Below are 22,735 nucleotides of genomic sequence, written 5' to 3' on the forward strand. Positions count from 1 at the left end.
CCGATGATCTCGACTTCCTCGCCGACCTTGACGATGCCGCGCTCGACGCGACCCGTCACCACCGTGCCACGACCCGAGATCGAGAACACGTCCTCAATCGGCATCAGGAAGGGCTGGTCGATCGGACGCTCCGGCTGCGGGATATAGGTGTCGACAGCCGTCATCAGTTCGAGGATCGCATCCTCGCCGAGCTTGGCGTCGCCGTCATTGAGCGCGACCACGGCCGAGCCCTTGACGATCGGAATGTCGTCGCCCGGATAGTCGTAGGACGACAGCAGCTCGCGGACTTCGAGCTCGACCAGCTCCAGAAGCTCCGGATCGTCGACCAGGTCGACCTTGTTCAGGAACACGACCAGCGCCGGAACGCCGACCTGGCGGGCGAGCAGGATGTGCTCGCGCGTCTGCGGCATCGGGCCGTCGGCAGCCGACACGACCAGGATCGCACCGTCCATCTGCGCCGCGCCGGTGATCATGTTCTTCACATAGTCGGCGTGGCCGGGGCAGTCGACGTGGGCGTAGTGGCGGTTCTGCGTCTCGTATTCGACGTGCGCCGTCGAGATCGTGATGCCGCGGGCGCGCTCTTCAGGAGCCGCGTCGATCTGGTCGTACGCCTTGAACGTCGCGCCGCCCGTCTTCGCCAAAACCTTCGTGATCGCCGCCGTCAGCGACGTCTTGCCATGGTCAACATGGCCGATCGTGCCAATGTTGCAGTGCGGCTTCGTACGCGCGAATTTCTCTTTAGCCATCGGACTTCTCCGTCGTGTCTATCAGCAGGTTTGCGTGTCTCTTGAAGGCCTAGGCGTATTTCGCCTGGACCTCCTGAGCGACGGCCTGCGGAACCTGCTCATAATGATCAAATTGCATCGTGTAGCTCGCGCGGCCCTGGCTCATGGAGCGCAGGTTGTTCACGTAGGAGAACATGTTGGCGAGCGGGACGAATGCGGTGATGACATTCGCGTTGCCGCGCATGTCCTGGCCCTGGATCTGGCCGCGACGAGAATTCAGATCGCCGATGACCGAACCGACGAAATCTTCCGGCGAGACCACTTCAACCTTCATGATCGGCTCGAGAAGGGCCGGATTGGCCTTCTCGATGCCCTCACGAAGAGCGGCACGCGAGGCGATTTCGAAGGCGATCGCCGAGGAGTCAACCTCGTGATACGCGCCGTCGATCAGGGAGATCTTGACGTCAACGACCGGGAAGCCCGCAAGCGGACCGGAGGTCATGACCGAGTTCAAGCCCTTCTCGACGCCGGGAACGTATTCCTTCGGAACCGTACCGCCGACGACCTTGTTCTCGAAAGTATAACCGGCGCCGATCTCGTTCGGCTCGATGATGAACTTGACGCGGGCGAACTGGCCCGTACCGCCGGTCTGCTTCTTGTGAGTGTAGTCGATTTCCGTCTTCTTGCGGATGGTCTCGCGATAAGCCACCTGCGGCGCGCCGACATTCACGTTGATGTTGTACGGCGCACGACGAAGGATATCGATCTTGATGTCGAGGTGCAGCTCGCCCATGCCCTTGATGATGGTCTGGCCGGACTCGCTGTCGGTCGAAACGCGGAACGACGGATCTTCCGAAGCGAGCTTCTGAAGAGCGACGCCGAGCTTCTCCTGGTCGGTCTTGGTGGCCGCCTCGACGGACATCTCGATGACCGGCTCGGGGAATTCCATCTTCTCGAGGATGATGGGATGCGCCGGATCGCAGAGCGTATCACCGGTACGCGATTCCTTGAGGCCGACGAGCGCAACGATGTCGCCAGCGAAGGCTTCATCGATGTCCTCACGCGAATTGGCATGCATGGTGACCATGCGGCCGATGCGCTCGCGCTTCTCCTTGGTGGAGTTGAGCAGCGTCGTACCCTTCTGGAGCACGCCCGAATAGATGCGCGCGAAGGTCAGGATGCCGAACGGGTCTTCGATGATCTTGAACGCGAGCATCGAAAGCGGCTCGTTATCGGTCGAGTGACGCTCGACTTCATCGCCGGTCTTGACGTCGATGCCCTTGGTCGGCGGAACGTCGACCGGGGACGGCAGGTAGTCGACGACGGCGTCGAGCAGCGTCTGCACGCCCTTGTTCTTGAAGGCCGAGCCCGTGAGGACCGGGAACCAGGTCGAATGCAGCACGGCCTTGCGGATCAGCGCCTTGAGGGTCGCCTCATCCGGCTCGTTGCCTTCGAGATAGGCTTCCATGGCCGTATCGTCGAGCTCGACGGCGGCTTCGATCAGCTCGGCGCGGGCAGCGACGGCCTTGTCGAGAAGATCGGCGGGGATTTCGACTTCGTCATACTTCGCGCCGAGGCTCTCATCGTGCCAGACGATGGCCTTCATGCGAACGAGGTCGACGATGCCCTTGAAGTCCTGCTCGGCGCCGATCGGCAGCTGGATCGGAACCGGACGCGCGCCGAGGCGGGTCTTGATGTCCGAAACGCACATGTCGAAATTGGCGCCGGTCTTGTCCATCTTGTTGCAGAAGACAATCCGCGGCACGTGGTACTTGTCGCCCTGGCGCCACACGGTCTCGGTCTGGGGCTCGACGCCCTGGTTCGAGTCCAGCACGCAGACGGCGCCATCGAGAACGCGCAGCGAACGCTCGACTTCAATCGTGAAGTCGACGTGGCCGGGCGTGTCGATGATGTTCAGACGCTTGCCATTCCAGAACGTCGTCGTGGCAGCCGAAGTGATCGTGATGCCACGCTCCTGCTCCTGCTCCATGTAGTCCATGGTCGCAGCGCCGTCGTGCACTTCACCGATCTTATGGCTCTTGCCCGAGTAGTAGAGAATGCGCTCGGTCGTCGTCGTCTTTCCAGCATCGATGTGAGCCATGATGCCGAAATTACGGTAGTCTTCGATCTTGTGCGTGCGGGCCATGATGGTCTGCCTTTATACGATCGGTTACCAGCGATAGTGCGAGAATGCGCGGTTGGCTTCAGCCATCCGGTGCGTGTCTTCGCGCTTCTTGACGGCATTGCCACGGTTGTTCGAGGCATCGAGCAGTTCGCCCGACAGACGCTCGATCATCGTCTTCTCGTTGCGCCCCCGAGCGGCCGTCAGCAGCCAGCGAATGGCCAGCGCCTGACGACGATCGGTCCGAACCTCGACCGGCACCTGGTAGGTGGCACCACCGACACGACGCGAACGCACTTCGATGTGCGGAGCGACGTTGTCGAGCGCCTGGCGGAACACCACGACGGGCTCCTGCTTGGTGCGGTTCTGGATGATGTCGAACGCGCCGTAGACGATGTTTTCGGCAACCGACTTCTTGCCGTCATACATGACGGCATTCATGAACTTCGTGACGACGATATCGCCGAACTTCGGGTCCGGGATGATCTCACGCTTTTCGGCGCTGTGACGACGGGACATGGGTCTTCGATCTCCGGCTTACTTCGGACGCTTCGCGCCATACTTCGAACGGCGCTGCTTGCGGTTCTTGACACCCTGGGTATCGAGAACGCCGCGCAGAATGTGATAACGCACGCCCGGCAAGTCCTTCACGCGGCCACCACGGATCATGACGACCGAGTGCTCCTGGAGGTTGTGACCCTCGCCAGGAATGTAGCCGATGACCTCGAACTGGTTGGTCAGGCGAACCTTGGCGACCTTACGAAGCGCCGAGTTCGGCTTCTTCGGCGTCGTCGTATAGACGCGCGTGCAAACGCCCCGCTTCTGCGGGTTCTGCTCCAGCGCGGGAACCTTGTTCCGCTTCGCCGGCGCTTGGCGCGGCTTGCGGATCAGCTGATTAATAGTCGGCATGCTTCGCCTTTCAGCTAGCCTACGGTCCTGTGTCTCACTGCCTCTCAACTCCGAAACGACCTATCGGCCATAAACGAAGAGCGCCCGTTCCGTTCATCACGGAGGCGCTACGAGAAACAGAGGATCACGGCTTACGCCGCGATCATGCGTGTCGTCTAACGTCTGTATCGATCCAGGCAGTGTTTAGGTTCAAACTCCGCGACGTGGCGCCGCTGGAAACTTAAGACCTACTACCTGCTTGAAAGCTCGCGGAACCTACTTATTCGGCCCCGGCACGTCAAGCCCTCTGTGAAGTTCTTTTAAAACGATGAACGACGCGAAGGATCGTGCAATCTCGCGCCATTCCACGCAATTTAACGCCGGCAGAGGGTGCGCCGGCGTAACATTCTTCGTGCACCCCTGAGGGGAGGGCCCTAAACGGCACGACTCAGCGGGGTGGATCGGTGCGAACGGAGAAGGGCTTCCCCTTTTCGCCGGTGACGATCATGAGGATTCGCACGGTTTCGTCGCCAACGACTCGGCCGTCATGCTTGTGACCGACCATTTCTGCAAACGAGTCGCCGGCCTTGAAGGTCTTCTTGGCGCCCGTCTCCGACTCGACCTCGATCGTTCCGGCCATGATGTAGGCATAGGCCGGCACAGGGTGTTCGTGCCAACCGGTCTCCCCGCCTGGCGGAATTTCGACGATCAGCGTCTGCACCTCCGGATCGGTAACATCGGGATAGCGGATCGGGTCGCCGCTCGTGGTCGTCTCAGTCTGGAGGATGCGTTTCACCTTGACCGCGGGCTTGTAGCTGTCCTCGGCCGAAGCGACGGGCACGACGGCGAACAGCAGAAGCGCAGCCGCCCCGGCACGCGTGAGCAGAATAGATGACATGGATCCTCCCCTGCCGGCGACATTGAGCGCGCCGGTCGATCATTGATAGCGCGAAGGCCGGCAAAGAAAAGGGCCGCCCAGAAGAGCGGCCCCTCACCTCACGCAACGCCCGCGAAGATCATCGGTCCCGAGCGATCAATTTGAACCCGGGCTCACTCGGCCTTCAGGAACTCCGCGACATCAAGCACGATGAACTCGTTATTGTCGGCCTTGCCCTTGGCGCGGCCGACCGAGAACGGGAAGTTGTTGTCGTCCGCCACGATGATGTGCGTCTCGTCGATCCGGTCGACATTCTCGATCGTCTCGAACGGGAAGGTGAAGACGCCATTGGCCGAGCCGGTGCGCGAGACGCCGTTCGGGTCCTTGATCGCCATCAGGTCGATATAGCCGATCTTCTTCACCACGCCGTCGGCGTCGGTCGCCTTCATGTCGATGAGATAGACGCGCTTCAGCTTGGCAGGCTTCGCCGCCCAGTCGCCACCCGCGTTCTGGTCGCGCTCAATGACCAGGGCGCGATGGTCGTCGATCATGTTGAAGTCACCGATCGAGTTCGAAGCGTCCTCGAGCGGATAGTAGATCGTGGTATCGCCGAAGGCCTTCGAGGCGACGTCGAAGGTGAAGATCGGCAGGACCGCCCTGCCCGACTTCTCGACCGGCTTGCCGGCCTTCGCGTCCCAGGGAGCACCCTCGAGCATCGGGTAGAGCGTCTTGCCGTCGGGCGACAGCGCCATGCCCTCGAAGCCCTTGGAGCGGCGGACGTTGAATTCCGGCAACGGCTTGTCGGGCGAAGCGGGCATCACAACGGCGTAATTGTCGGGGCTGCGATAGGTCACGCCGCCAACAACGGTATCCTTGAGCGCGAGGACTGTGCCATCGGCCGCGACTTCGATCAGATAGGGGCCGAACTCGTCGCCGATGAAATAGTGGTCGCCAACCTTCTGGATGCTCTCGGTGTCGAGATCGGCACCCGTCAGGTAGCGCTCGGCGGTATTCTCATTGACGATCCGGAACGGAACGGCGCGGTTCGGATCCTTGAGGAAGACCGTCTTGACGACATCGACGCGACCGGTCGCCCAGTCCGGACGAACGATGTGGAACATCAGCATCGCATCGGCCGAATTGGCCTTGGCACCAAAGCCATTGTCGGTCAGCACCACATAGGTGCCGTCCCCGAGCGCGCGAATGCCGGAGAAGCCCTGCACCGGCTGGCCGACGAAGGGACGCGAGAGGCCGGTCTTCTCGTCGAATATGGCATTGAGCTGGTCGACGCGACGGCCGGCATTGGCGCCTTCGGCGGTGAAGCGGCCCGAGACCGCAAGCGAGGCGGGGGCATCGGCCGGCGGCACGGCGAAGGTCTGGGCCGGCAGGACGGCGTGGCCGGTCAGGACAGCATCGAAAGCCTGCGGGTCGGCGAGAGCGCTGGTGGTGAGCGCCGCGAGCGAAAGGCCGGCGAGCAGGGCAAGGCGAAGGGTCATCACGAATCTCCATTCGGGGAACGGCGCTTCGTAGCCCTTCGATATTTCACCGCGGCGACGCCCAGATGTCGGGGCTATGACACCGGCGGTTGTGGGCTCAGCGCCCGATCGTCGTCGTGCTGGTCACCGCGTCGCCCGTCGCGGTAGCCGTGTCGGAGATCGCCTGCCCGAATGCGTCGACATTGTCGTTGTAGTTCTTGCGCGTGTTCGGATCGATGATGGCAACCGGTGCCGCGACGACGAGACCGGCCGCCGTGCCGACGGTGGCTGCGGCGCCCGTGGTGGCCGCGATGATCTTGTCGCCGAGGCCGGCATGGGAATCGGTGATCGTCTGACCGTCGGCCAGGCGCGTACCGATCGCCTGCACGACCTCCGGGCTCGCGGCGAACTTGCCATGATTGAGCTTGTCGTCCGTCTTGAGCTTCGTCAGATCGATGACGGTGATCTTGTCCGCGGCGAGCTCCGTCGAATAGGGCTCACTGTTGGGATTGATCTGGCCGAGGCGCTCGACATTGCCCCAGATGCGGCGCGAGGCGGCCAGCGCACGATCATCCTGCGAGACGAATAGCGTGATCGACGGACCCTTATTGCCGATATCGGCCATCTGGCTGCGGAACACGTCGACATCGACGTCGGGCGAAGCGAGCATGACGTTCTTGATCTTGGGCGCGATGCGACCATTACGGATCGCCATCTGGCGCAACGCTTCAAGGGTGACCCAATTGCCCATGGAATGCGCGAGGATCGAGACCTCGTCGACATTGGGATCATCGGCCAGTGCCTTCAGCAACCGCTCCAGCGCGTCACGCGAATAGTTGGTGCTCTCCCGATCATAGCCATAGTCGAGCAGGCTGCCGCGCGACGGCCATGTGAACAGGATCGGCACCACCGGCGCCTTCGAATCATGAATGATCTGGGCGAAGCGATAGACCGCATCGTCGAAGCGATTGTTGAAGCCGTGCACGAAGACGAGCGCCTGGCGGTGCGGCGTCTTCTTGATCTTGGCGTTGAACCATTTGCGCGCCGCGGCCAGGTCCATATCCTGAACCTTGACGGTCACGAAGTCCGTCGCGGGGTTTCCGGGCAGGCGCTTGGGCCACTGCACATCGCCGACCTTGCGGACCGAGTCCGGCGGGATGGAAACGACGATATTGGCGAAATCGAGCTGCGAGCCGCGCTCGCCGGTGAAGAGCACCGCGCGGTTGTCGGAGCGCATGCGCGTCGTCGCAACGGCCAGATCGACCTGGCTCGCGCCTTCGACTGTCGTTGTGACGGGAAGCAGAACGCCCTCAGGTCGCCCGGCGCACGCAGTCAGAACCGCCGACACAAGCAGACCGCTCACCGCGATCCGAACCCAATACAAGGCGTTGCGCACCATACTCGTTCCCCGACATTCGCCTGCCCTTAGCACGCGCGGCCCCCGATTGCATCTTTCCCTAGGGGCACGCCAATGCATGTGACGGTTTGCCTGTGTCCCGACAGCATCAACGGACGTTTCGCCCGGCATTGCCATTTGTCGCGCCGCGGCGGGATCAATGCAGGACGCTCGCAGACCCAAAGAAAAAGGCGCCCGGGAGACCCGAGCGCCTTTGATCTTGATCGGAGAGCGCCAAGCCGGCGCCCTCCCCTTGCACTTCGCTGCGAATTACTCCGCAGCGCCGGAGAGATTGCCCAGCAATCCGCCCGGTGCCGGCGGGGTCGGCGCCGAGGACGAGCGGCGACGCTCTTCCAGGATGAGCGCGTCGCGGCGAGAGGCAATCTCGCGGATGCGGTTCATCGTGCCACCCGTACCGGCCGGGATCAGACGGCCGACAATGATGTTCTCCTTGAGACCATCGAGCGGATCGACCTTGCCGTTGACGGCCGCCTCGGTAAGGACGCGGGTCGTCTCCTGGAAGGACGAAGCCGAGAAGAACGACCGCGTCTGCAGGCTGGCCTTGGTGATGCCGAGCAGAACCGGGTTGCCCGTCGCCTGCTTCTTGCCGTCAGCCTTGGCCTTCTCGTTGATCAGGTCGAACTCGAGCCTGTCGATCTGCTCGCCGTTGAAGAACTCCGTCTCGCCGGAATCGACGACTTCGACCTTCTGCAGCATCTGGCGAACGATCACCTCGATGTGCTTGTCGTTGATCTGCACGCCCTGCAACCGGTAGACGTCCTGGATTTCATTGACGAGGTAGGCAGCCAGTGCCTCCACGCCCTTGATCGCCAGAATGTCATGCGGCGCCGGGTTGCCGTCCATGATGTAGTCGCCCTTCTCGACGGCATCGCCTTCCTGGAGATGGAACGGCTTGCCCTTCGGGATCAGGTACTCGATCGGCTCCATCGGCTGGCCGTCGAGACCGACCGTGCCTTCGGCCGGCTCGAGGATCACGCGACGCTTGTTCTTGTAGTCGCGGCCGAAGCGGACCGTGCCATCGATCTCGGCGATGATGGCGTGATCCTTCGGACGACGAGCCTCGAACAGCTCCGCCACGCGCGGCAGACCGCCCGTGATGTCACGCGTCTTGGCGCCTTCGGTCGGGATACGAGCGAGCACGTCGCCGGCATGGACATCGGACCCCGGATCGACGGAGAGAATGGTCTCCACCGAAAGCAGGTACCGCGCCTCGCCGCCACGGGCGAGCTTAAGCACCTTGCCGTCCTTGCCCTTGATCACGATCGCCGGCTTCAGATCGCCGCCGCGCGGATTGGCGCGCCAGTCGATGACGACGCGCTTCGTGATGCCCGTCGACTCGTCCGCCGTCTCCGACACCGAAATGCCTTCGACCAGATCCTCGTAACCGATCGTGCCCTCGACTTCGGTGAGGACCGGACGGGTATAGGGATCCCATTCCGCCAGGCGCTGGCCGCGCTTGACGTGATCGCCCTCGTCGACATGCAGGCGCGAACCGTAGGTGACGCGGTTGACCGCGCGCTCCGTTCCGTCCTTGTCGACGATCACGATCGCCATGTTGCGGCCGAGTGCCACCAGCTTGCCACCGGAGTCGCGAACGACGTTCCGGTTGCGCATCACGATCGTGCCTTCGAAGCTCGACTCGATGAACGACGAGTCGACCACCTGCGCCGTGCCACCGATGTGGAACGTACGCATGGTGAGCTGCGTGCCCGGCTCGCCGATCGACTGCGCCGCGATGACGCCGACGGCCTCACCCATGTTCACGGTCGTGCCGCGCGCCAGATCACGGCCATAGCAGGCCGCGCAGACGCCGATCTTGGTGTCGCAGGTCAGCACCGAGCGGATCTTGACCGCCTGGACGCCAGCCTTCTCGACCTTCTCGACATCGCGCTCGACGATGAGATGACCGGCCGGAACCAGCACCTCGCCCGTCGCGGCGTTGATGATGTCCTCCGCGGCCGTACGGCCGAGGATACGCAGGCCGAGCGAAGCGACGACCTGGCCGCTGTCGATGACGGCCTGCATCTTGAGACCGTTGGTCGTGCCGCAATCCTGCTCGATGATGATGCAGTCCTGCGCCACGTCGACGAGACGACGCGTCAGATAGCCGGAGTTCGCCGTCTTCAGGGCGGTGTCCGCGAGACCCTTACGGGCACCGTGCGTCGAGTTGAAGTACTCGAGAACGGTCAGACCTTCCTTGAAGTTCGAGATAACCGGGTTCTCGATGATCTCGCCCGACGGACGCGTCATCAGACCGCGCATACCGGCAAGCTGCTTCATCTGCGTGGGCGAACCACGGGCACCCGAATGGCTCATCATGTAGATCGAGTTCATCGGCTTCTGACGTCCGGTCTCGGCGTCCAGATGGACAGCCGAAATACCCTTCATCATCTCTGCCGCGACCGCGTCACCGCACTTCGCCCAGGCGTCGACGACCTTGTTGTACTTCTCACCAAAGGTGATCAGGCCGTCATTGTACTGCTGCTCGTAATCCTTCACGAGCGCCTGCGTCTCCGCGACCAGCTTCACCTTGGTCGGCGGGATGACCATGTCGTCCTTGCCGAACGAGATGCCGGCACGGCAGGCTTCACGGAAGCCGAGCGCCATGATGCGATCGCAGAAGATGACCGTCTCCTTCTGACCGCAATGGCGGTAGACGGCGTCGATCGTGTTGGACACTTCCTTCTTCGTCATCAGCTTGTTGACAACGTCGTAGGGAAGGTTGTGGTGCTTCGGCAGCAATTCGCCGATCAGCATGCGGCCGGGGGTCGTCTCATAGATCTTCGAGACAACGTTGCCGGCGGCGTCCACGCCCTTGTAGCGGCCCTTGATCTTGGTATGCAGCGTGATCGCCTTGGCGGCCAGCGCATGATCGATCTCGGCGATGTTGCCGAACATCATGCCCTCGCCCGGCTCCTTCTCCGCCATGATCGACAGATAATAGAGGCCGAGGACGATGTCCTGCGACGGCACGATGATCGGCTGACCATTGGCCGGATGCAGAATGTTGTTCGTCGACATCATGAGCACGCGCGCTTCCAGCTGCGCTTCGAGCGACAGCGGAACGTGCACAGCCATCTGGTCGCCGTCGAAATCGGCGTTGAAGGCCGAGCAGACGAGCGGATGCAGCTGGATCGCCTTGCCTTCGATCAGAACCGGCTCGAACGCCTGGATACCGAGGCGGTGCAGCGTCGGAGCGCGGTTCAGAAGGATCGGATGCTCGCGGATGACCTCGTCCAGGATATCCCAGACCTCCGGCCGCTCCTTCTCGACGAGCTTCTTCGCCTGCTTCACCGTGGAGGAGAAGCCCTTGGCGTCGAGGCGCGAATAGATGAACGGCTTGAAGAGCTCGAGCGCCATCTTCTTCGGCAGGCCGCACTGGTGCAGCTTCATTTCCGGACCGACGACGATCACGGAGCGGCCGGAATAGTCGACGCGCTTGCCGAGAAGGTTCTGGCGGAAACGACCCTGCTTGCCCTTGAGGTTGTCGGAGAGCGACTTCAGCGGGCGCTTGTTGGCACCCGTGATGACGCGACCACGGCGGCCATTGTCGAACAGTGCGTCGACGGCCTCCTGCAGCATGCGCTTCTCGTTGCGGATGATGATGTCAGGCGCGCGCAGTTCGATCAGCCGCTTCAGACGATTGTTGCGGTTGATGACGCGGCGATAGAGATCGTTCAGGTCCGAGGTCGCAAAGCGGCCACCATCGAGCGGGACGAGCGGACGCAGATCCGGCGGGATGACCGGAACGACCGTCATGATCATCCATTCCGGGCGATTGCCGGACTCGATGAAGGCTTCGACGAGCTTCAAGCGCTTGCCGAGCTTCTTGGGCTTCAGCTCCGAGGTCGAGGTCGCGATCTCTTCGCGCAGATCGACGGCGAGCTTCTCGAGGTCGAGCGCCATCATCATCTCGCGGATGGCTTCCGCGCCGATCAGGGCGGTGAACGAGTCATCGCCATATTCGTCCTGGGCGCGCAGATACTCTTCCTCGGAGAGGAGCTGACGCTCCTTCAGAGGCGTGAGGCCCGGCTCGATGACGACATAGTTCTCGAAATAGAGAATGCGCTCGAGATCCTTGAGCGTCATGTCCATCAGCATGCCGATGCGCGACGGCAGCGACTTCAGGAACCAGATGTGAGCGACGGGCGCCGCGAGCTCGATATGGCCCATGCGGTCGCGCCGAACACGCGCGAGCGTGACTTCCACGCCGCACTTCTCGCAGATGATGCCCTTGTACTTCATGCGCTTGTACTTGCCGCACAAGCACTCGTAGTCCTTGATCGGTCCGAAGATGCGCGCGCAGAAAAGGCCGTCACGCTCGGGCTTGAACGTACGGTAGTTGATCGTCTCCGGCTTCTTGATCTCACCATACGACCAGGAGAGAATCTTCTCCGGGCTCGCAATGTGAATGCGGATCTGATCGAAGTTCTGTGCCGGCTGAGCCAGCGGATTGAAGATGTTCGCGACTTCCTGATTCATCGCCGATCTCCTTTCATGCCGGTGGTCCGTCGAGGCCCTCGCCCCATGCGAACCACCGCATTTTGAATTTTATGACTTCCGAGGGACCGCGGCGGATTACTCCGCCGCGTCCGGAAGTTCTTCGACCACCGCACCGTCCTTCTTGGACTGGTTCAGCTCGACGTCGAGGCCCAGCGACCGCATTTCCTTGACGAGCACGTTGAACGATTCCGGAATACCGGCCTCGAACGTGTCATCGCCACGGACAATCGCCTCATAGACCTTGGTGCGGCCGGCCACGTCGTCCGACTTCACCGTCAGCATTTCCTGCAGCGTATAGGCGGCGCCATAGGCCTCGAGAGCCCACACCTCCATTTCGCCGAAGCGCTGACCGCCGAACTGCGCCTTGCCGCCCAGAGGCTGCTGGGTGACCAGCGAGTACGGGCCGATCGAACGGGCATGGATCTTGTCGTCGACCAGATGGTGCAGCTTGAGCATGTAGATGTAGCCCACCGTCACCTTGCGATCGAAGGTCTCGCCCGTACGGCCGTCATAGAGAACGACCTGACCGGAGGATTCCAGACCCGCATCCTTGAGCATGTCGACGATATCCGGCTCGCGCGCACCGTCGAAGACCGGCGTCGCAATCGAGACGCCCTTCTTCAGGTGCTGGCTCATCCGGATGACCGAGTCGTCGTCGAGCTCGGATACTGCTTCGTCCTTCGGACCGTCATAGATGCCGTCGAGGGTCAGGCGGAGCGGCTTGGTGTCGCCCGTCTTCTTGTAGTCCTCGAGCATCTTGCCGATCTTGAGCCCCATGCCGGCGCAAGCCCAGCCCAGATGCGTCTCCAGGATCTGGCCGACATTCATGCGGCTCGGCACGCCGAGCGGATTGAGCACGATATCGACATGCGTGCCGTCCTCGAGGAACGGCATGTCCTGGATCGGCGTGATCCGCGACACGACACCCTTGTTGCCGTGACGGCCGGCCATCTTGTCGCCCGGCTGGATCTTGCGCTTCACCGCGACGAAGACCTTGACCATCTTCATCACGCCCGGAGGCAGCTCGTCACCGCGCTGCAGCTTCTCGACCTTGTCGATGAAGCGCTTCTCCAGCCGCTTGCGGCTTTCGTCATACTGGGTGCGGAGGGCTTCGATCTCGCCCATCAGCTTCTCGTCGGCGACGGCGAACTGCCACCACTGGCTGCGCGGATACTCCTCCAGAACTTCACGGGAGAGCACGCTCTCCTTCTTGAAGTTCTTCGGGCCGCTCGAAGCGGTCTTGCCGTTCAGCATGTCGACCAGACGGCCATAGACGTTGCGGTCCAGGATCGCCTGCTCGTCGTCGCGATCCTTGGCGAGACGCTCGATTTCCTCCCGCTCGATCGCCATCGCGCGCTCGTCCTTCTCGACACCATGCCGATTGAACACGCGCACTTCCACGATCGTTCCGGTCACACCCGGGGGCACGCGGAGCGAGGTATCGCGAACGTCGGACGCCTTCTCACCGAAGATGGCGCGCAGAAGCTTCTCTTCCGGCGTCATCGGGCTTTCGCCCTTCGGCGTGATCTTGCCGACGAGGATGTCGCCGGCCTGGACGTCGGCGCCGATATAGACGATGCCGGCTTCGTCGAGGTTCTTCAGCGCTTCTTCCGAAACGTTCGGAATGTCGCGCGTGATTTCCTCCGGGCCGAGCTTGGTATCGCGCGCCATGACCTCGAACTCCTCGATATGGATCGAGGTGAAGACGTCATCCGACACGATGCGCTCGGAAAGGAGGATCGAGTCCTCGAAGTTGTAGCCATTCCACGGCATGAACGCGACGAGCACGTTCCGGCCGAGCGCCAGATCGCCCAGATCCGTCGACGGACCGTCGGCAACGATGTCGCCACGACCGACGCGGTCACCGACACGCACCAGCGGACGCTGGTTGATGCAGGTCGACTGGTTCGAACGCTGGAACTTCATCAGCCGGTAGATATCGACGCCCGACTTGGACGGATCGAGATCTTCCGTGGCACGGATGACGATACGGGTCGCGTCGACCTGGTCGACGATACCGCCGCGGCGGGCGGCGATCGCAGCGCCGGAATCCCGGGCGACGACGGCCTCCATGCCGGTTCCGACGAACGGTGCCTCGGCACGGACGAGCGGCACCGCCTGGCGCATCATGTTCGAGCCCATCAGGGCGCGGTTCGCGTCATCGTTCTCCAGGAACGGGATCAGCGATGCGGCGACCGAGATGACCTGCTTCGGCGACACGTCCATGAAGTCGACACGCTCGACCGGAACCATCACGTTCTCACCGGCATGGCGGGTCACGATCAGGTCGTCGGTCAGCTTGCCCTCCTTGTCGAGCTTCAGATTGGCCTGCGCGACGTAGTACTTCGATTCCTCCATCGCCGAGAGATAGATGATGTCGCTGGTCGCGACGCCATCCTTGATCCGGCGATAGGGGCTCTCGATGAAGCCGTACTTGTTCACGCGGGCGAACGTCGCGAGCGAGTTGATCAGGCCGATATTCGGGCCTTCCGGCGTTTCGATCGGGCAGATGCGGCCGTAATGCGTCGGGTGCACGTCGCGCACCTCGAAGCCGGCGCGCTCGCGCGTCAGACCGCCCGGGCCAAGCGCCGAGAGACGACGCTTATGCGTGATCTCGCTGAGCGGATTGGTCTGGTCCATGAACTGCGACAGCTGCGAGGAACCGAAGAACTCGCGCACGGCGGCAGCCGCCGGCTTGGCGTTGATCAGGTCCTGCGGCATCACGTTGCCGATCTCGACCGAGCTCATGCGCTCCTTGATCGCGCGCTCCATGCGGAGCAGACCCACGCGATACTGGTTCTCCATGAGTTCGCCCACCGAACGCACGCGGCGATTGCCGAGATTGTCGATGTCGTCGATCTCGCCCTTGCCGTCGCGCAGCTGGACCAGCATCTTCGCAACAGCGAGGATGTCGTCCTTGCGCAGCACGCGCATCGTGTCGGGCGCATCGAGATCGAGGCGCATGTTCATCTTCACGCGGCCGACGGCCGACAGGTCATAGCGCTCGCTGTCGAAGAACAGCGACTGGAACATGGCCTGGGCCGAATCCATGGTCGGGGGCTCGCCCGGACGCATGACGCGGTAGATGTCGAACAGCGCGTCTTCGCGCGTCTCGTTCTTGTCGGCGGCGAGCGTGTTGCGGATATACGCACCGACATTGATGTGGTCGATGTCGAGAACGGTGATCTCGTCGAAGCCGGCATCGTCCAGGACGATGAGCAGCTTCTCGGTGATCTCGTCACCCGCCTCGGCATAGATCTCGCCGGTCGACGGATTGACGATGTCCTCGGCGATATAGTTGCCGTGCAGATCCTCGTCGACGACCTTGAGAGCCTTGACGCCCTTCTCGGCCAGCTGGCGCGCGGCACGCGCGGTCAGCTTCTTGCCGGCCTCGACGACGACTTCGCCGGTATCGGCATCGATCATGTCGACGGTGGCCTTGATGCCGCGCATGCGCGCCGGATCATAAGGCACGCGCCAGCCTTCGCCGACCTTCTGGTAGACGATCTTCGAATAGAACGTGTCGAGGATCTCCTCGCCGTCCATGCCGAGCGCGAACAGCAGCGACGTCACCGGAATCTTGCGGCGACGGTCGATGCGCGCGAACACGATGTCCTTCGCGTCGAATTCGATATCGAGCCAGGAACCGCGATAGGGAATGATGCGGGCGGCGAAGAGCAGCTTGCCGCTCGAATGCGTCTTACCCTTGTCGTGATCGAAAAATACACCGGGGGAACGGTGCATCTGCGAGACGATCACGCGCTCGGTGCCGTTGACGATGAAGGTGCCGTTCGACGTCATGAGCGGCATTTCGCCCATGTAGACTTCCTGCTCCTTGATGTCCTTGACGGACTTCGCGCCGGTGTCCTCATCGACATCGAACACGATCAGGCGCAGCGTCACCTTGAGCGGTGCCGAGAAGGTGATGCCGCGCTGGCGGCACTCGTCGACGTCATACTTTGGCGGGTCGAAATCGTACCGGACGAACTCGAGCAGGGCCGTGTTCGAAAAGTCCGAAATCGGAAAAACGGATTTGAAGACGGCCTGCAAACCTTCGTCTGGACGTCCGCCCTTCTCTTCCTCAACCATGAGGAATTGGTCGTATGATGCCTTTTGAACCTCGATGAGGTTCGGCATCTCGGCGACGTCGCCGATCGACCCGAAGATCTTGCGGATGCGCTTACGACCGGTGAATTCCAGGGCCATGTTCGCTCCTTCTACGTTCAAGAACAGCTATCCGAAAAGCCGTATAGCCGCGTTTTGGCGCGGCTCTCAGGATAGCGGTCCCTTCGATGGACCATGATGGGAACCGGCCCCGGCGATCCGGGGCCGGCCTTGTCTTCAATCGACTTACTTGACGTCGACCTTGGCGCCGGCGCCTTCCAGCTGAGCCTTGAGCTTGGCAGCCTCGTCCTTCGAGACGGCTTCCTTCACGGCCTTCGGAGCGGCTTCGACCAGGTCCTTGGCTTCCTTGAGGCCAAGAGCGGTGATCGCGCGGACTTCCTTGATGACGTTGATCTTGTTCGCGCCAGCCTCAACGAGGATGACGTCGAACTCGGTCTTCTCTTCGACCGGAGCAGCAGCAGCGGCACCGCCGCCGACAGCCGCAACCGCGACCGGAGCCGCGGCCGAAACGCCCCACTTCTCTTCGAGGAGCTTCGAGAGCTCGGCAGCCTCGAGAACGGTGAGGCTCGAGAGCTCTTCGACAATCTTGGAAAGATCAGCCATTTTAGTTCCTATCAGTTCGAACGTTAGAGTGTAGGTGAACGGCCTTACGCCGCTTCATCCTTCTTGGCATAGGCACCGAACACGCGGGCGAGCTGCGCCGCGGGAGCGCTGACAACCGTCGCGATCTTGGTCGCCGGGGCCTGAAGCAGGCCGACGAGCTTACCGCGCAGTTCATCCAGCGACGGCAGCGTGGCAAGAGCCTTGACGCCGTTCGGGTCCAGATTGGTCTTGCCCATTGCGCCGCCGAGAATGACGAGCTTGTCATTCGTCTTGGCGAATTCGGACGTGACCTTGGGCGCTGCCACGGGATCGTCGGAGTAAGCGACGAGCGTCGGACCTGTGAACAGGTCCGCAATGTGGGCAGAGTCCGTGCCTTGAAGAGCGAGCTTGACGAGGCGGTTCTTTGCGACCTTCACGCTGACCCCAGCGACGCGAGCCTTGCCACGCAGGGCAGTCAGCTCGGCGACCGTGAGGCCGGCATAGTGTGCCACGACGACGACGTTGGTCTCTTTGAAGACCTCGTTCATCGTCGAGACAAGTTCGCGTTTCTCCGCTTTCTCCACTTGCCTCTCTCCAGTTGGCGGCCGACATTGCGGTCGGGACCGCCGGTTGCGTTTGCCGCCGCCGGAAAACCGGCAACGACGCTTCCAGGCCTGTCCCCCCGCTGCTCTTGCGAGCCGCCGGGCATAAGAGGTTCGAACTGATTTTCCGGCATTCACCGGGAAAATCGTTTCTCTCCCCCGTCTATGCAGGAGATTAAGCCGGTAGCCGGCCCCTGCAGTCTCGGACAGGTAGCAACCGGATGGCGAACCATCCGGCCTTCTTCCGCCCGGTCACCCGGGCGGAAAACTCAGTATCCGACGCTTACGCGCCGATGACCGAAGCCGGGTCGACATGAATGCCGGGGCCCATGGTCGAGGACACGGCAACCTTCTGGACGAAGGTTCCCTTGGCGCCCGTCGGACGTGCCTTCTGCACGGCGTCGGTGAAAGCCTTGATGTTCTCGATCAGCTTCTCGGCGTCGAAGCTCGCCTTGCCGATACCGGCATGGATGATACCAGCCTTCTCGACGCGGAACTCGACCGAGCCGCCCTTGGCGCCCGCGACAGCCGTCGCCACGTCCATGGTCACCGTACCGACCTTCGGGTTCGGCATCAGGCCGCGCGGGCCGAGCACCTTACCGAGACGGCCGACGAGCGGCATCATGTCCGGGGTCGCGATGCAGCGATCGAAATCGATCGTGCCGCCCTGGACGATCTCGAGCAGATCCTCGGCGCCGACGATATCGGCACCGGCAGCCTTTGCTTCCTCGGCCTTGGCGCCACGGGCGAAGACCGCCACGCGGACCGTACGGCCGGAACCGTTCGGCAGGTTGCAGACGCCGCGGACCATCTGGTCGGCGTGACGCGGATCAACGCCGAGGTTGAGCGCAACCTCGATCGTCTCGTCGAACTTCGCAGTCGCACGATCCTTGAGCAGCGAGACAGCCACGCTGATCGGATAGAGCTTGTTGCGATCAATACCCTCGCGGGCGTTCAGAACGCGCTTTCCGTGATGAGCCATGATCAGTCAACCACCGTGAGGCCCATCGACCGGGCGGAACCTTCGATCATCCGGGACGCCGCTTCGACGTTCTCGGCGTTCAGATCCTTGAGCTTCTTCGACGCGATGTCGAGGAGCTGGGCGCGAGTCACCTGACCGGCCGAACCCTTGCCCGGGGTCTTCGAACCAGCAGACACGCCGGCAGCCTTCTTGAGGAAGTAGCTGACCGGGGGCGTCTTCATGACGAAGGTGAACGACTTGTCCTGGTAGTACGTGATGACGACCGGGACGGGCGAACCCTTCTCCATTTCCTGGGTCTGCGCGTTGAACGACTTGCAGAATTCCATGATGTTGATGCCGCGCTGGCCGAGCGCGGGACCGATCGGCGGCGACGGGGTCGCCGAGCCGGCCTTCACCTGAAGCTTCAGGTAGCCTGCAACTTTCTTTGCCATCTCTGTTCCTTTCCCATGCCGGCAACCCGCCGACGAGGTGGATCGGCATCATGCCGACCCGGCACCAGCACAATCCGCTGGCAGGAATGGCGTGGTCGGGCCGTCGACGCCTGGCGAGCGCCGCAGCCTCCCACACCCCTTGAGATCAGACCTTTTCGACCTGACCGTATTCGAGCTCCACCGGAGTGGCGCGCCCGAAAATCGACACGGCAACCTTGAGCCGCGCACGAACCTCGTCGACTTCCTCGACGAGACCGTTGAACGATGCGAACGGACCGTCCGAAACGCGGACCTGCTCGCCGACCTCGAAGCTGACCGAAGGCTTGGGGCGCTCGACGCCCTCCTGCACCTGATGAATGATGCGGTTCGCCTCAGCCTCCGAAATCGGCATCGGCCGATTGTCGGAACCGAGGAAGCCGGTCACCTTCGGCGTGTTCTTGATCAGATGATAGGCATCATCCGTCAGCGCCATCTTCACCAGCACATAGCCCGGGAAGAACTTGCGCTCGGCGTCGACCTTACGGCCACGACGCACCTCCACGACCTTCTCGGTCGGGACCAGGATCTCGTCGAAAAGATCGGCCAGGCCGCGCTGCACGGCCTGCTCGCGGATCGATTCCGCAACCTTCTTTTCGAAGTTCGAATAGGCGTGAACGATATACCAACGCTTGTCCATTGATGCTTCCTCGTCTCAGCTTCCGAGACCAAGCAGCAGCTGGACACCCCAGCTCAGGGCAAAGTCGATCAACGTAAAGAACAGGCTCGCGGCGATCGCCATCACGAAAACCATCGCGGTGGTGATAGCAGCCTCGCGGCGCGAAGGCCAAACAACCTTGGATACCTCCGAACGGACCTGCTGGAGGAACGTAAATGGATTAGTCTTGGTGGCCATTACCCGCTCACGGCTTGCGGGCGCGCAAACGTCTGTCTGCGCACCCCGCTGGGAAGCGTTACATAGAACCGATCAAACGATTCCTCAAGTGTTAATTTGGCAGGGGCAGTAGGATTCGAACCTACGACCTACGGTTTTGGAGACCGTCGCTCTACCAGCTGAGCTATACCCCTGCACGCCCGGGCGAGCCCGATTGGCGATTACATAGCCGCCTCGGCGTGCCGACGCAATCCCCACGCAGCACGCTTCCACGAGAAGCGGCAAGCCTGTGGATCAACCGGCCTTGGCGAGCGGCTCCGGGCCGACATAGCGCGAGTCCGGACGGATGATTCGGCCCGTCTTCTGCTGTTCCAATACATGCGCGATCCAGCCGGCCGCCCGCGCCGCCGCGAAGACCGGAGTGAAGCCGGAGCGGGGGATATCGAGCGCGTCGAGGAGGAGGGCGGTATAGAATTCGACATTGACGTCGAGGCGCCGGCCCGACTTCCGCCGCTTGAGCACGGCGAGCGCCGCCGCCTCGATCTGACGGGCCTGGTCGAGCCGCCCTGCCCCGCCACCCATCTCGGTCAGCGCTGCACGCAGCACGTCGGCGCGCGGGTCGCGCACGCGGTAGGCGCGATGTCCGAACCCCATGATTCGCTCGCCCCGTGCCAACGCAGCCTCCATCCACGCTTCGGCATTCTCTGGCGCGCCGATCGCGTCGAGCATATCGAGCACCGGTCCCGGCGCGCCGCCATGGAGCGGCCCTTTCAGCGCCGACAACGCCGCGACCAGCGACGAGGTCAGCCCGGCCCCGGTCGAGGCGACCACACGAGCGGCGAAGGTGGAGGCATTCAGCCCATGGTCGATCACCGTGACCATGTAGGTTTCAAAGGCCCGCGCGGCCGCAGCGGAGGGCGCATGGCCGGATATCATACGCAGCAGGTCTGTCGCGTGCGGCAGCGCGGGATCGGGCTGTGACACACCCCTGCCCTCGCTGGCGGCGATCGCCATGGCGGCGGCCACACCGGTAGCGCCGACAAGGGCTGCGGGCGCCGCCAGGGTATCGCTGTCACCAATGCCCGCCAGGAGCAGCCGCATGGCCTCGACCGGCTCCAGGGCGCCGAAGCCGTTCGCGGCCACGCCGGCAAAGCGCTCATAGGCGGCGGCGCGCCCAGCCCCGATCGCCTGCTGCAGCGCGCTCGCCCCGGCATCGGTCACGAAGCCTTCCCACAAAACCGCAGCAGCCGCCTCATATGACACCCGCCCAGCGAGATCGGCGAGTTCATAGCCGCGCAGAATCAGGCGGCCACCCTCGCCATCGACATCGCTCAGCACCGTTTCCGCCGCGACGATTCCCGCCAACCCGTTCGACATGTTCATCTCCATCTTCCTGCTGTTCGATGTGTCGAAACATTGATTAGATGGATTCTGGCTTCAATCTTGATTCGATAGATCAATATAGGATCGCGACATGACTGACCTGACCGGCTTTGTGGATGCGAGCGAGGCAAGCCGGCGGCTCGGCATCCGCGCGGCCTCGCTCTATTCCTATGTCAGCCGCGGCCTTGTGCGGACGCGCCCTCAGCCCGACGACCCGCGCGCCCGGCTCTATTCGCTGGCCGACATCGACGCGCTCGCCGAGAAGAAGCGCCGGCAGAGACGGCCCGCAATGGCGGCTGCGACTGCGCTCGATTGGGGCATGCCGGTCCTGCCGACCCACCTGTCGAGCATCGAGGCTGATCGCCTCTCCTTTCGCGGCCATGATGCGGTGACGCTGGCGGAAACGGCGACGCTGGAGGATATCGCGGCACTGCTCTGGGAGATGGGCCCCGTCGCCTTTCGCGGCCGGATCGGATGGGAGCCGCCGCCGGACGGCACGCCGATCGACCGCGCCGTCGCCGCGCTCGCGGCCGATCTGCCCACTGCCCTGCCCGGCGAAGCCGGCACACGCCTTCTCACGCGGGCCGCGCGACTGGTGCGGACGATCGCCTCGGCGGCGATCGGGCGTTGGCTGGTCGATGGCCCACTCCACCGCGCCATGGCCGAGACATGGCAGGCACCTGCCGCCGCCGACGCTATCCGCCGCGCGCTGGTGCTGGCGGCAGACCATGAGTTGAACGCCTCCAGCTTCGCGGTGCGGGTGACGGCCTCCACTGGCGCCTCGCTGACACATGCGCTGATCGCTGGCCTCGTCACGCTGTCCGGGCCCGCCCATGGCGGTGCCACGCGACGCGTTGCGGCCTTTCTCGACGAGATCGGACGCACCGGCGACGCGGAGAGCGCTGTTGCGGCGCGGCTGGCGCGCGGCGAGGCGATACCGGGCTTCGGGCACCGGCTCTATCCCGACGGTGACCCGCGCGCCGGCGCGCTGCTTGGTGCTGTGCCTTTGGGCGAGCGGGAGCGCGCCTTCCTCGACGCCGCGCGGGACGCCACCGGCCTCGCGCCGTCGATCGATGTCGCGCTCGTGCTGCTCGAACGGACCTTCCGCCTGCCACGCGACGCCGCGCTGACGTTGTTTGCGACCGCGCGCTCGGTCGGCTGGATCGCCCATGCGCTGGAGCAAGCCGCGAGCGGCCAGTTGATACGCCCCCGCGCCCGCTATGTCGGCCCGACCCTCGGCGATTAACCTCAAACTCAGGGCGCAGTGAGCGGCGCGGGCTGATCATCGGGCCCAGCGGGTGGCGCGACCATCTTCGGCTTGCGCGGTTCGAGCGCGCATTCGCGATTGGCGCCCGTGCCGGGTGCGTTTTCGAACACGCATCGGGTTTCGGGCGGCGTGCCGCAGACGCGGGCGAGCGCCTTGTAGCCGACACAGTTTCCGTCCGGCCCGCGATAGCCGGGTCCACCCTTGCAGCCACATCCCTTGCAGGGTGGCCGGTCTGGACAGAAGGCCGCTGCCGGCATGGCGGAGCCCGCCCAGAACGACAGGGCCAGAAACGAAAAAAGCGCAAGCGCGGATCAGCCGCGCTTGCGCTTCGAATGGATGGCCAACCGGTTGGGCAGGCCAAAAGCGGGATGCGGTCGCATCCCGCCTTGATTACTTGATGATGCTGGCGACGACGCCGGCGCCGACGGTACGGCCGCCTTCGCGGATAGCGAAGCGCAGCTTCTCTTCCATGGCGATCGGAACGA

At 63.1% G+C, this 22,735-nt stretch carries 19 protein-coding genes and 1 tRNA gene; 1 reads left to right on the top strand and 19 read right to left on the bottom strand.

Annotated elements, in window-relative coordinates; all coding sequences use genetic code 11:
* From QO014_RS24320 to QO014_RS24400, 17 genes are all read right to left on the bottom strand, one after another.
* Window positions 1-746 (bottom strand): elongation factor Tu (locus QO014_RS24320; RefSeq protein ID WP_266351382.1); only part of this gene is annotated, 746 nt, incomplete at its 3' end.
* 49 nt (window positions 747-795) lie between these two features.
* Complete coding sequence (gene fusA / locus QO014_RS24325) at window positions 796-2,871, bottom strand: elongation factor G (protein WP_266351383.1); 2,076 nt, start codon at window positions 2,869-2,871, stop codon at window positions 796-798.
* A gap of 24 nt (window positions 2,872-2,895) precedes the next feature.
* Window positions 2,896-3,366: a 30S ribosomal protein S7 gene (rpsG, locus tag QO014_RS24330; protein ID WP_266351384.1), complete on the bottom strand. Its 471-nt coding sequence runs from the start codon at window positions 3,364-3,366 to the stop codon at window positions 2,896-2,898.
* Window positions 3,367-3,384: 18 nt separating this feature from the next.
* The gene (gene rpsL / locus QO014_RS24335) at window positions 3,385-3,756 is read right to left on the bottom strand and encodes a 30S ribosomal protein S12 (protein WP_073058749.1); all 372 of its coding nucleotides are present in this window, start codon (window positions 3,754-3,756) and stop codon (window positions 3,385-3,387) included.
* 427 nt (window positions 3,757-4,183) lie between these two features.
* A complete protein-coding gene (locus QO014_RS24340) occupies window positions 4,184-4,633 on the bottom strand; it encodes a cupin domain-containing protein (RefSeq protein WP_266351385.1) in 450 nt (149 codons plus the stop codon).
* Window positions 4,634-4,785: 152 nt separating this feature from the next.
* Entirely contained in the window at window positions 4,786-6,108 is a 1,323-nt protein-coding gene (locus tag QO014_RS24345) for an esterase-like activity of phytase family protein (RefSeq protein ID WP_266351386.1), read from the bottom strand.
* A gap of 97 nt (window positions 6,109-6,205) precedes the next feature.
* Window positions 6,206-7,486 (bottom strand): alpha/beta hydrolase, encoded by a 1,281-nt coding sequence (locus QO014_RS24350; RefSeq protein WP_266351387.1) that lies wholly within the window; start codon window positions 7,484-7,486, stop codon window positions 6,206-6,208.
* 267 nt (window positions 7,487-7,753) lie between these two features.
* Complete coding sequence (gene rpoC, locus QO014_RS24355) at window positions 7,754-11,986, bottom strand: DNA-directed RNA polymerase subunit beta' (RefSeq protein WP_266351388.1); 4,233 nt, start codon at window positions 11,984-11,986, stop codon at window positions 7,754-7,756.
* Between the two features lie 96 nt (window positions 11,987-12,082).
* Window positions 12,083-16,213: a DNA-directed RNA polymerase subunit beta gene (gene rpoB, locus QO014_RS24360; RefSeq protein ID WP_266351389.1), complete on the bottom strand. Its 4,131-nt coding sequence runs from the start codon at window positions 16,211-16,213 to the stop codon at window positions 12,083-12,085.
* Window positions 16,214-16,357: 144 nt separating this feature from the next.
* Window positions 16,358-16,735 (bottom strand): 50S ribosomal protein L7/L12, encoded by a 378-nt coding sequence (rplL, locus tag QO014_RS24365; RefSeq protein ID WP_266351390.1) that lies wholly within the window; start codon window positions 16,733-16,735, stop codon window positions 16,358-16,360.
* Between the two features lie 44 nt (window positions 16,736-16,779).
* Entirely contained in the window at window positions 16,780-17,262 is a 483-nt protein-coding gene (gene rplJ / locus QO014_RS24370) for a 50S ribosomal protein L10 (RefSeq protein ID WP_266351397.1), read from the bottom strand.
* Between the two features lie 337 nt (window positions 17,263-17,599).
* On the bottom strand, window positions 17,600-18,298 hold the full coding sequence (rplA, locus tag QO014_RS24375) for a 50S ribosomal protein L1 (protein WP_266351391.1): 699 nt from the start codon (window positions 18,296-18,298) through the stop codon (window positions 17,600-17,602).
* 2 nt (window positions 18,299-18,300) lie between these two features.
* Entirely contained in the window at window positions 18,301-18,729 is a 429-nt protein-coding gene (gene rplK, locus QO014_RS24380; RefSeq protein WP_266351392.1) for a 50S ribosomal protein L11, read from the bottom strand.
* Window positions 18,730-18,874: 145 nt separating this feature from the next.
* Window positions 18,875-19,405: a transcription termination/antitermination protein NusG gene (gene nusG / locus QO014_RS24385; RefSeq protein ID WP_266341291.1), complete on the bottom strand. Its 531-nt coding sequence runs from the start codon at window positions 19,403-19,405 to the stop codon at window positions 18,875-18,877.
* Window positions 19,406-19,420: 15 nt separating this feature from the next.
* Window positions 19,421-19,621, bottom strand: coding sequence for a preprotein translocase subunit SecE (gene secE / locus QO014_RS24390; RefSeq protein ID WP_266351393.1), 201 nt, complete (start codon window positions 19,619-19,621; stop codon window positions 19,421-19,423).
* Between the two features lie 97 nt (window positions 19,622-19,718).
* Window positions 19,719-19,794 (bottom strand) — tRNA-Trp (locus QO014_RS24395).
* 100 nt (window positions 19,795-19,894) lie between these two features.
* Window positions 19,895-20,977, bottom strand: coding sequence for a citrate synthase (locus QO014_RS24400; protein WP_266351394.1), 1,083 nt, complete (start codon window positions 20,975-20,977; stop codon window positions 19,895-19,897).
* Window positions 20,978-21,074: 97 nt separating this feature from the next.
* Here QO014_RS24400 and QO014_RS24405 point away from each other — a divergent pair, with 97 nt between their 5' ends.
* Window positions 21,075-22,229 carry a citrate synthase gene (locus QO014_RS24405; protein WP_266351395.1) on the top strand — a complete coding sequence of 385 codons (1,155 nt, stop codon included), beginning with the start codon at window positions 21,075-21,077 and terminating at the stop codon, window positions 22,227-22,229.
* A gap of 8 nt (window positions 22,230-22,237) precedes the next feature.
* Here QO014_RS24405 and QO014_RS24410 read toward each other — a convergent pair whose 3' ends face one another.
* Together QO014_RS24410 and QO014_RS24415 are read right to left on the bottom strand one after the other, a co-directional pair.
* Window positions 22,238-22,507: a hypothetical protein gene (locus tag QO014_RS24410; protein ID WP_266351396.1), complete on the bottom strand. Its 270-nt coding sequence runs from the start codon at window positions 22,505-22,507 to the stop codon at window positions 22,238-22,240.
* Between the two features lie 133 nt (window positions 22,508-22,640).
* A partial coding sequence (locus QO014_RS24415; RefSeq protein ID WP_456077695.1) for an EF-Tu C-terminal domain-related protein occupies window positions 22,641-22,735 on the bottom strand: 95 nt, incomplete at its 5' end.

The sequence above is a fragment of the Kaistia dalseonensis genome (assembly GCF_030814715.1).
Classification (GTDB): Bacteria; Pseudomonadota; Alphaproteobacteria; order Rhizobiales; family Kaistiaceae; genus Kaistia; species Kaistia dalseonensis.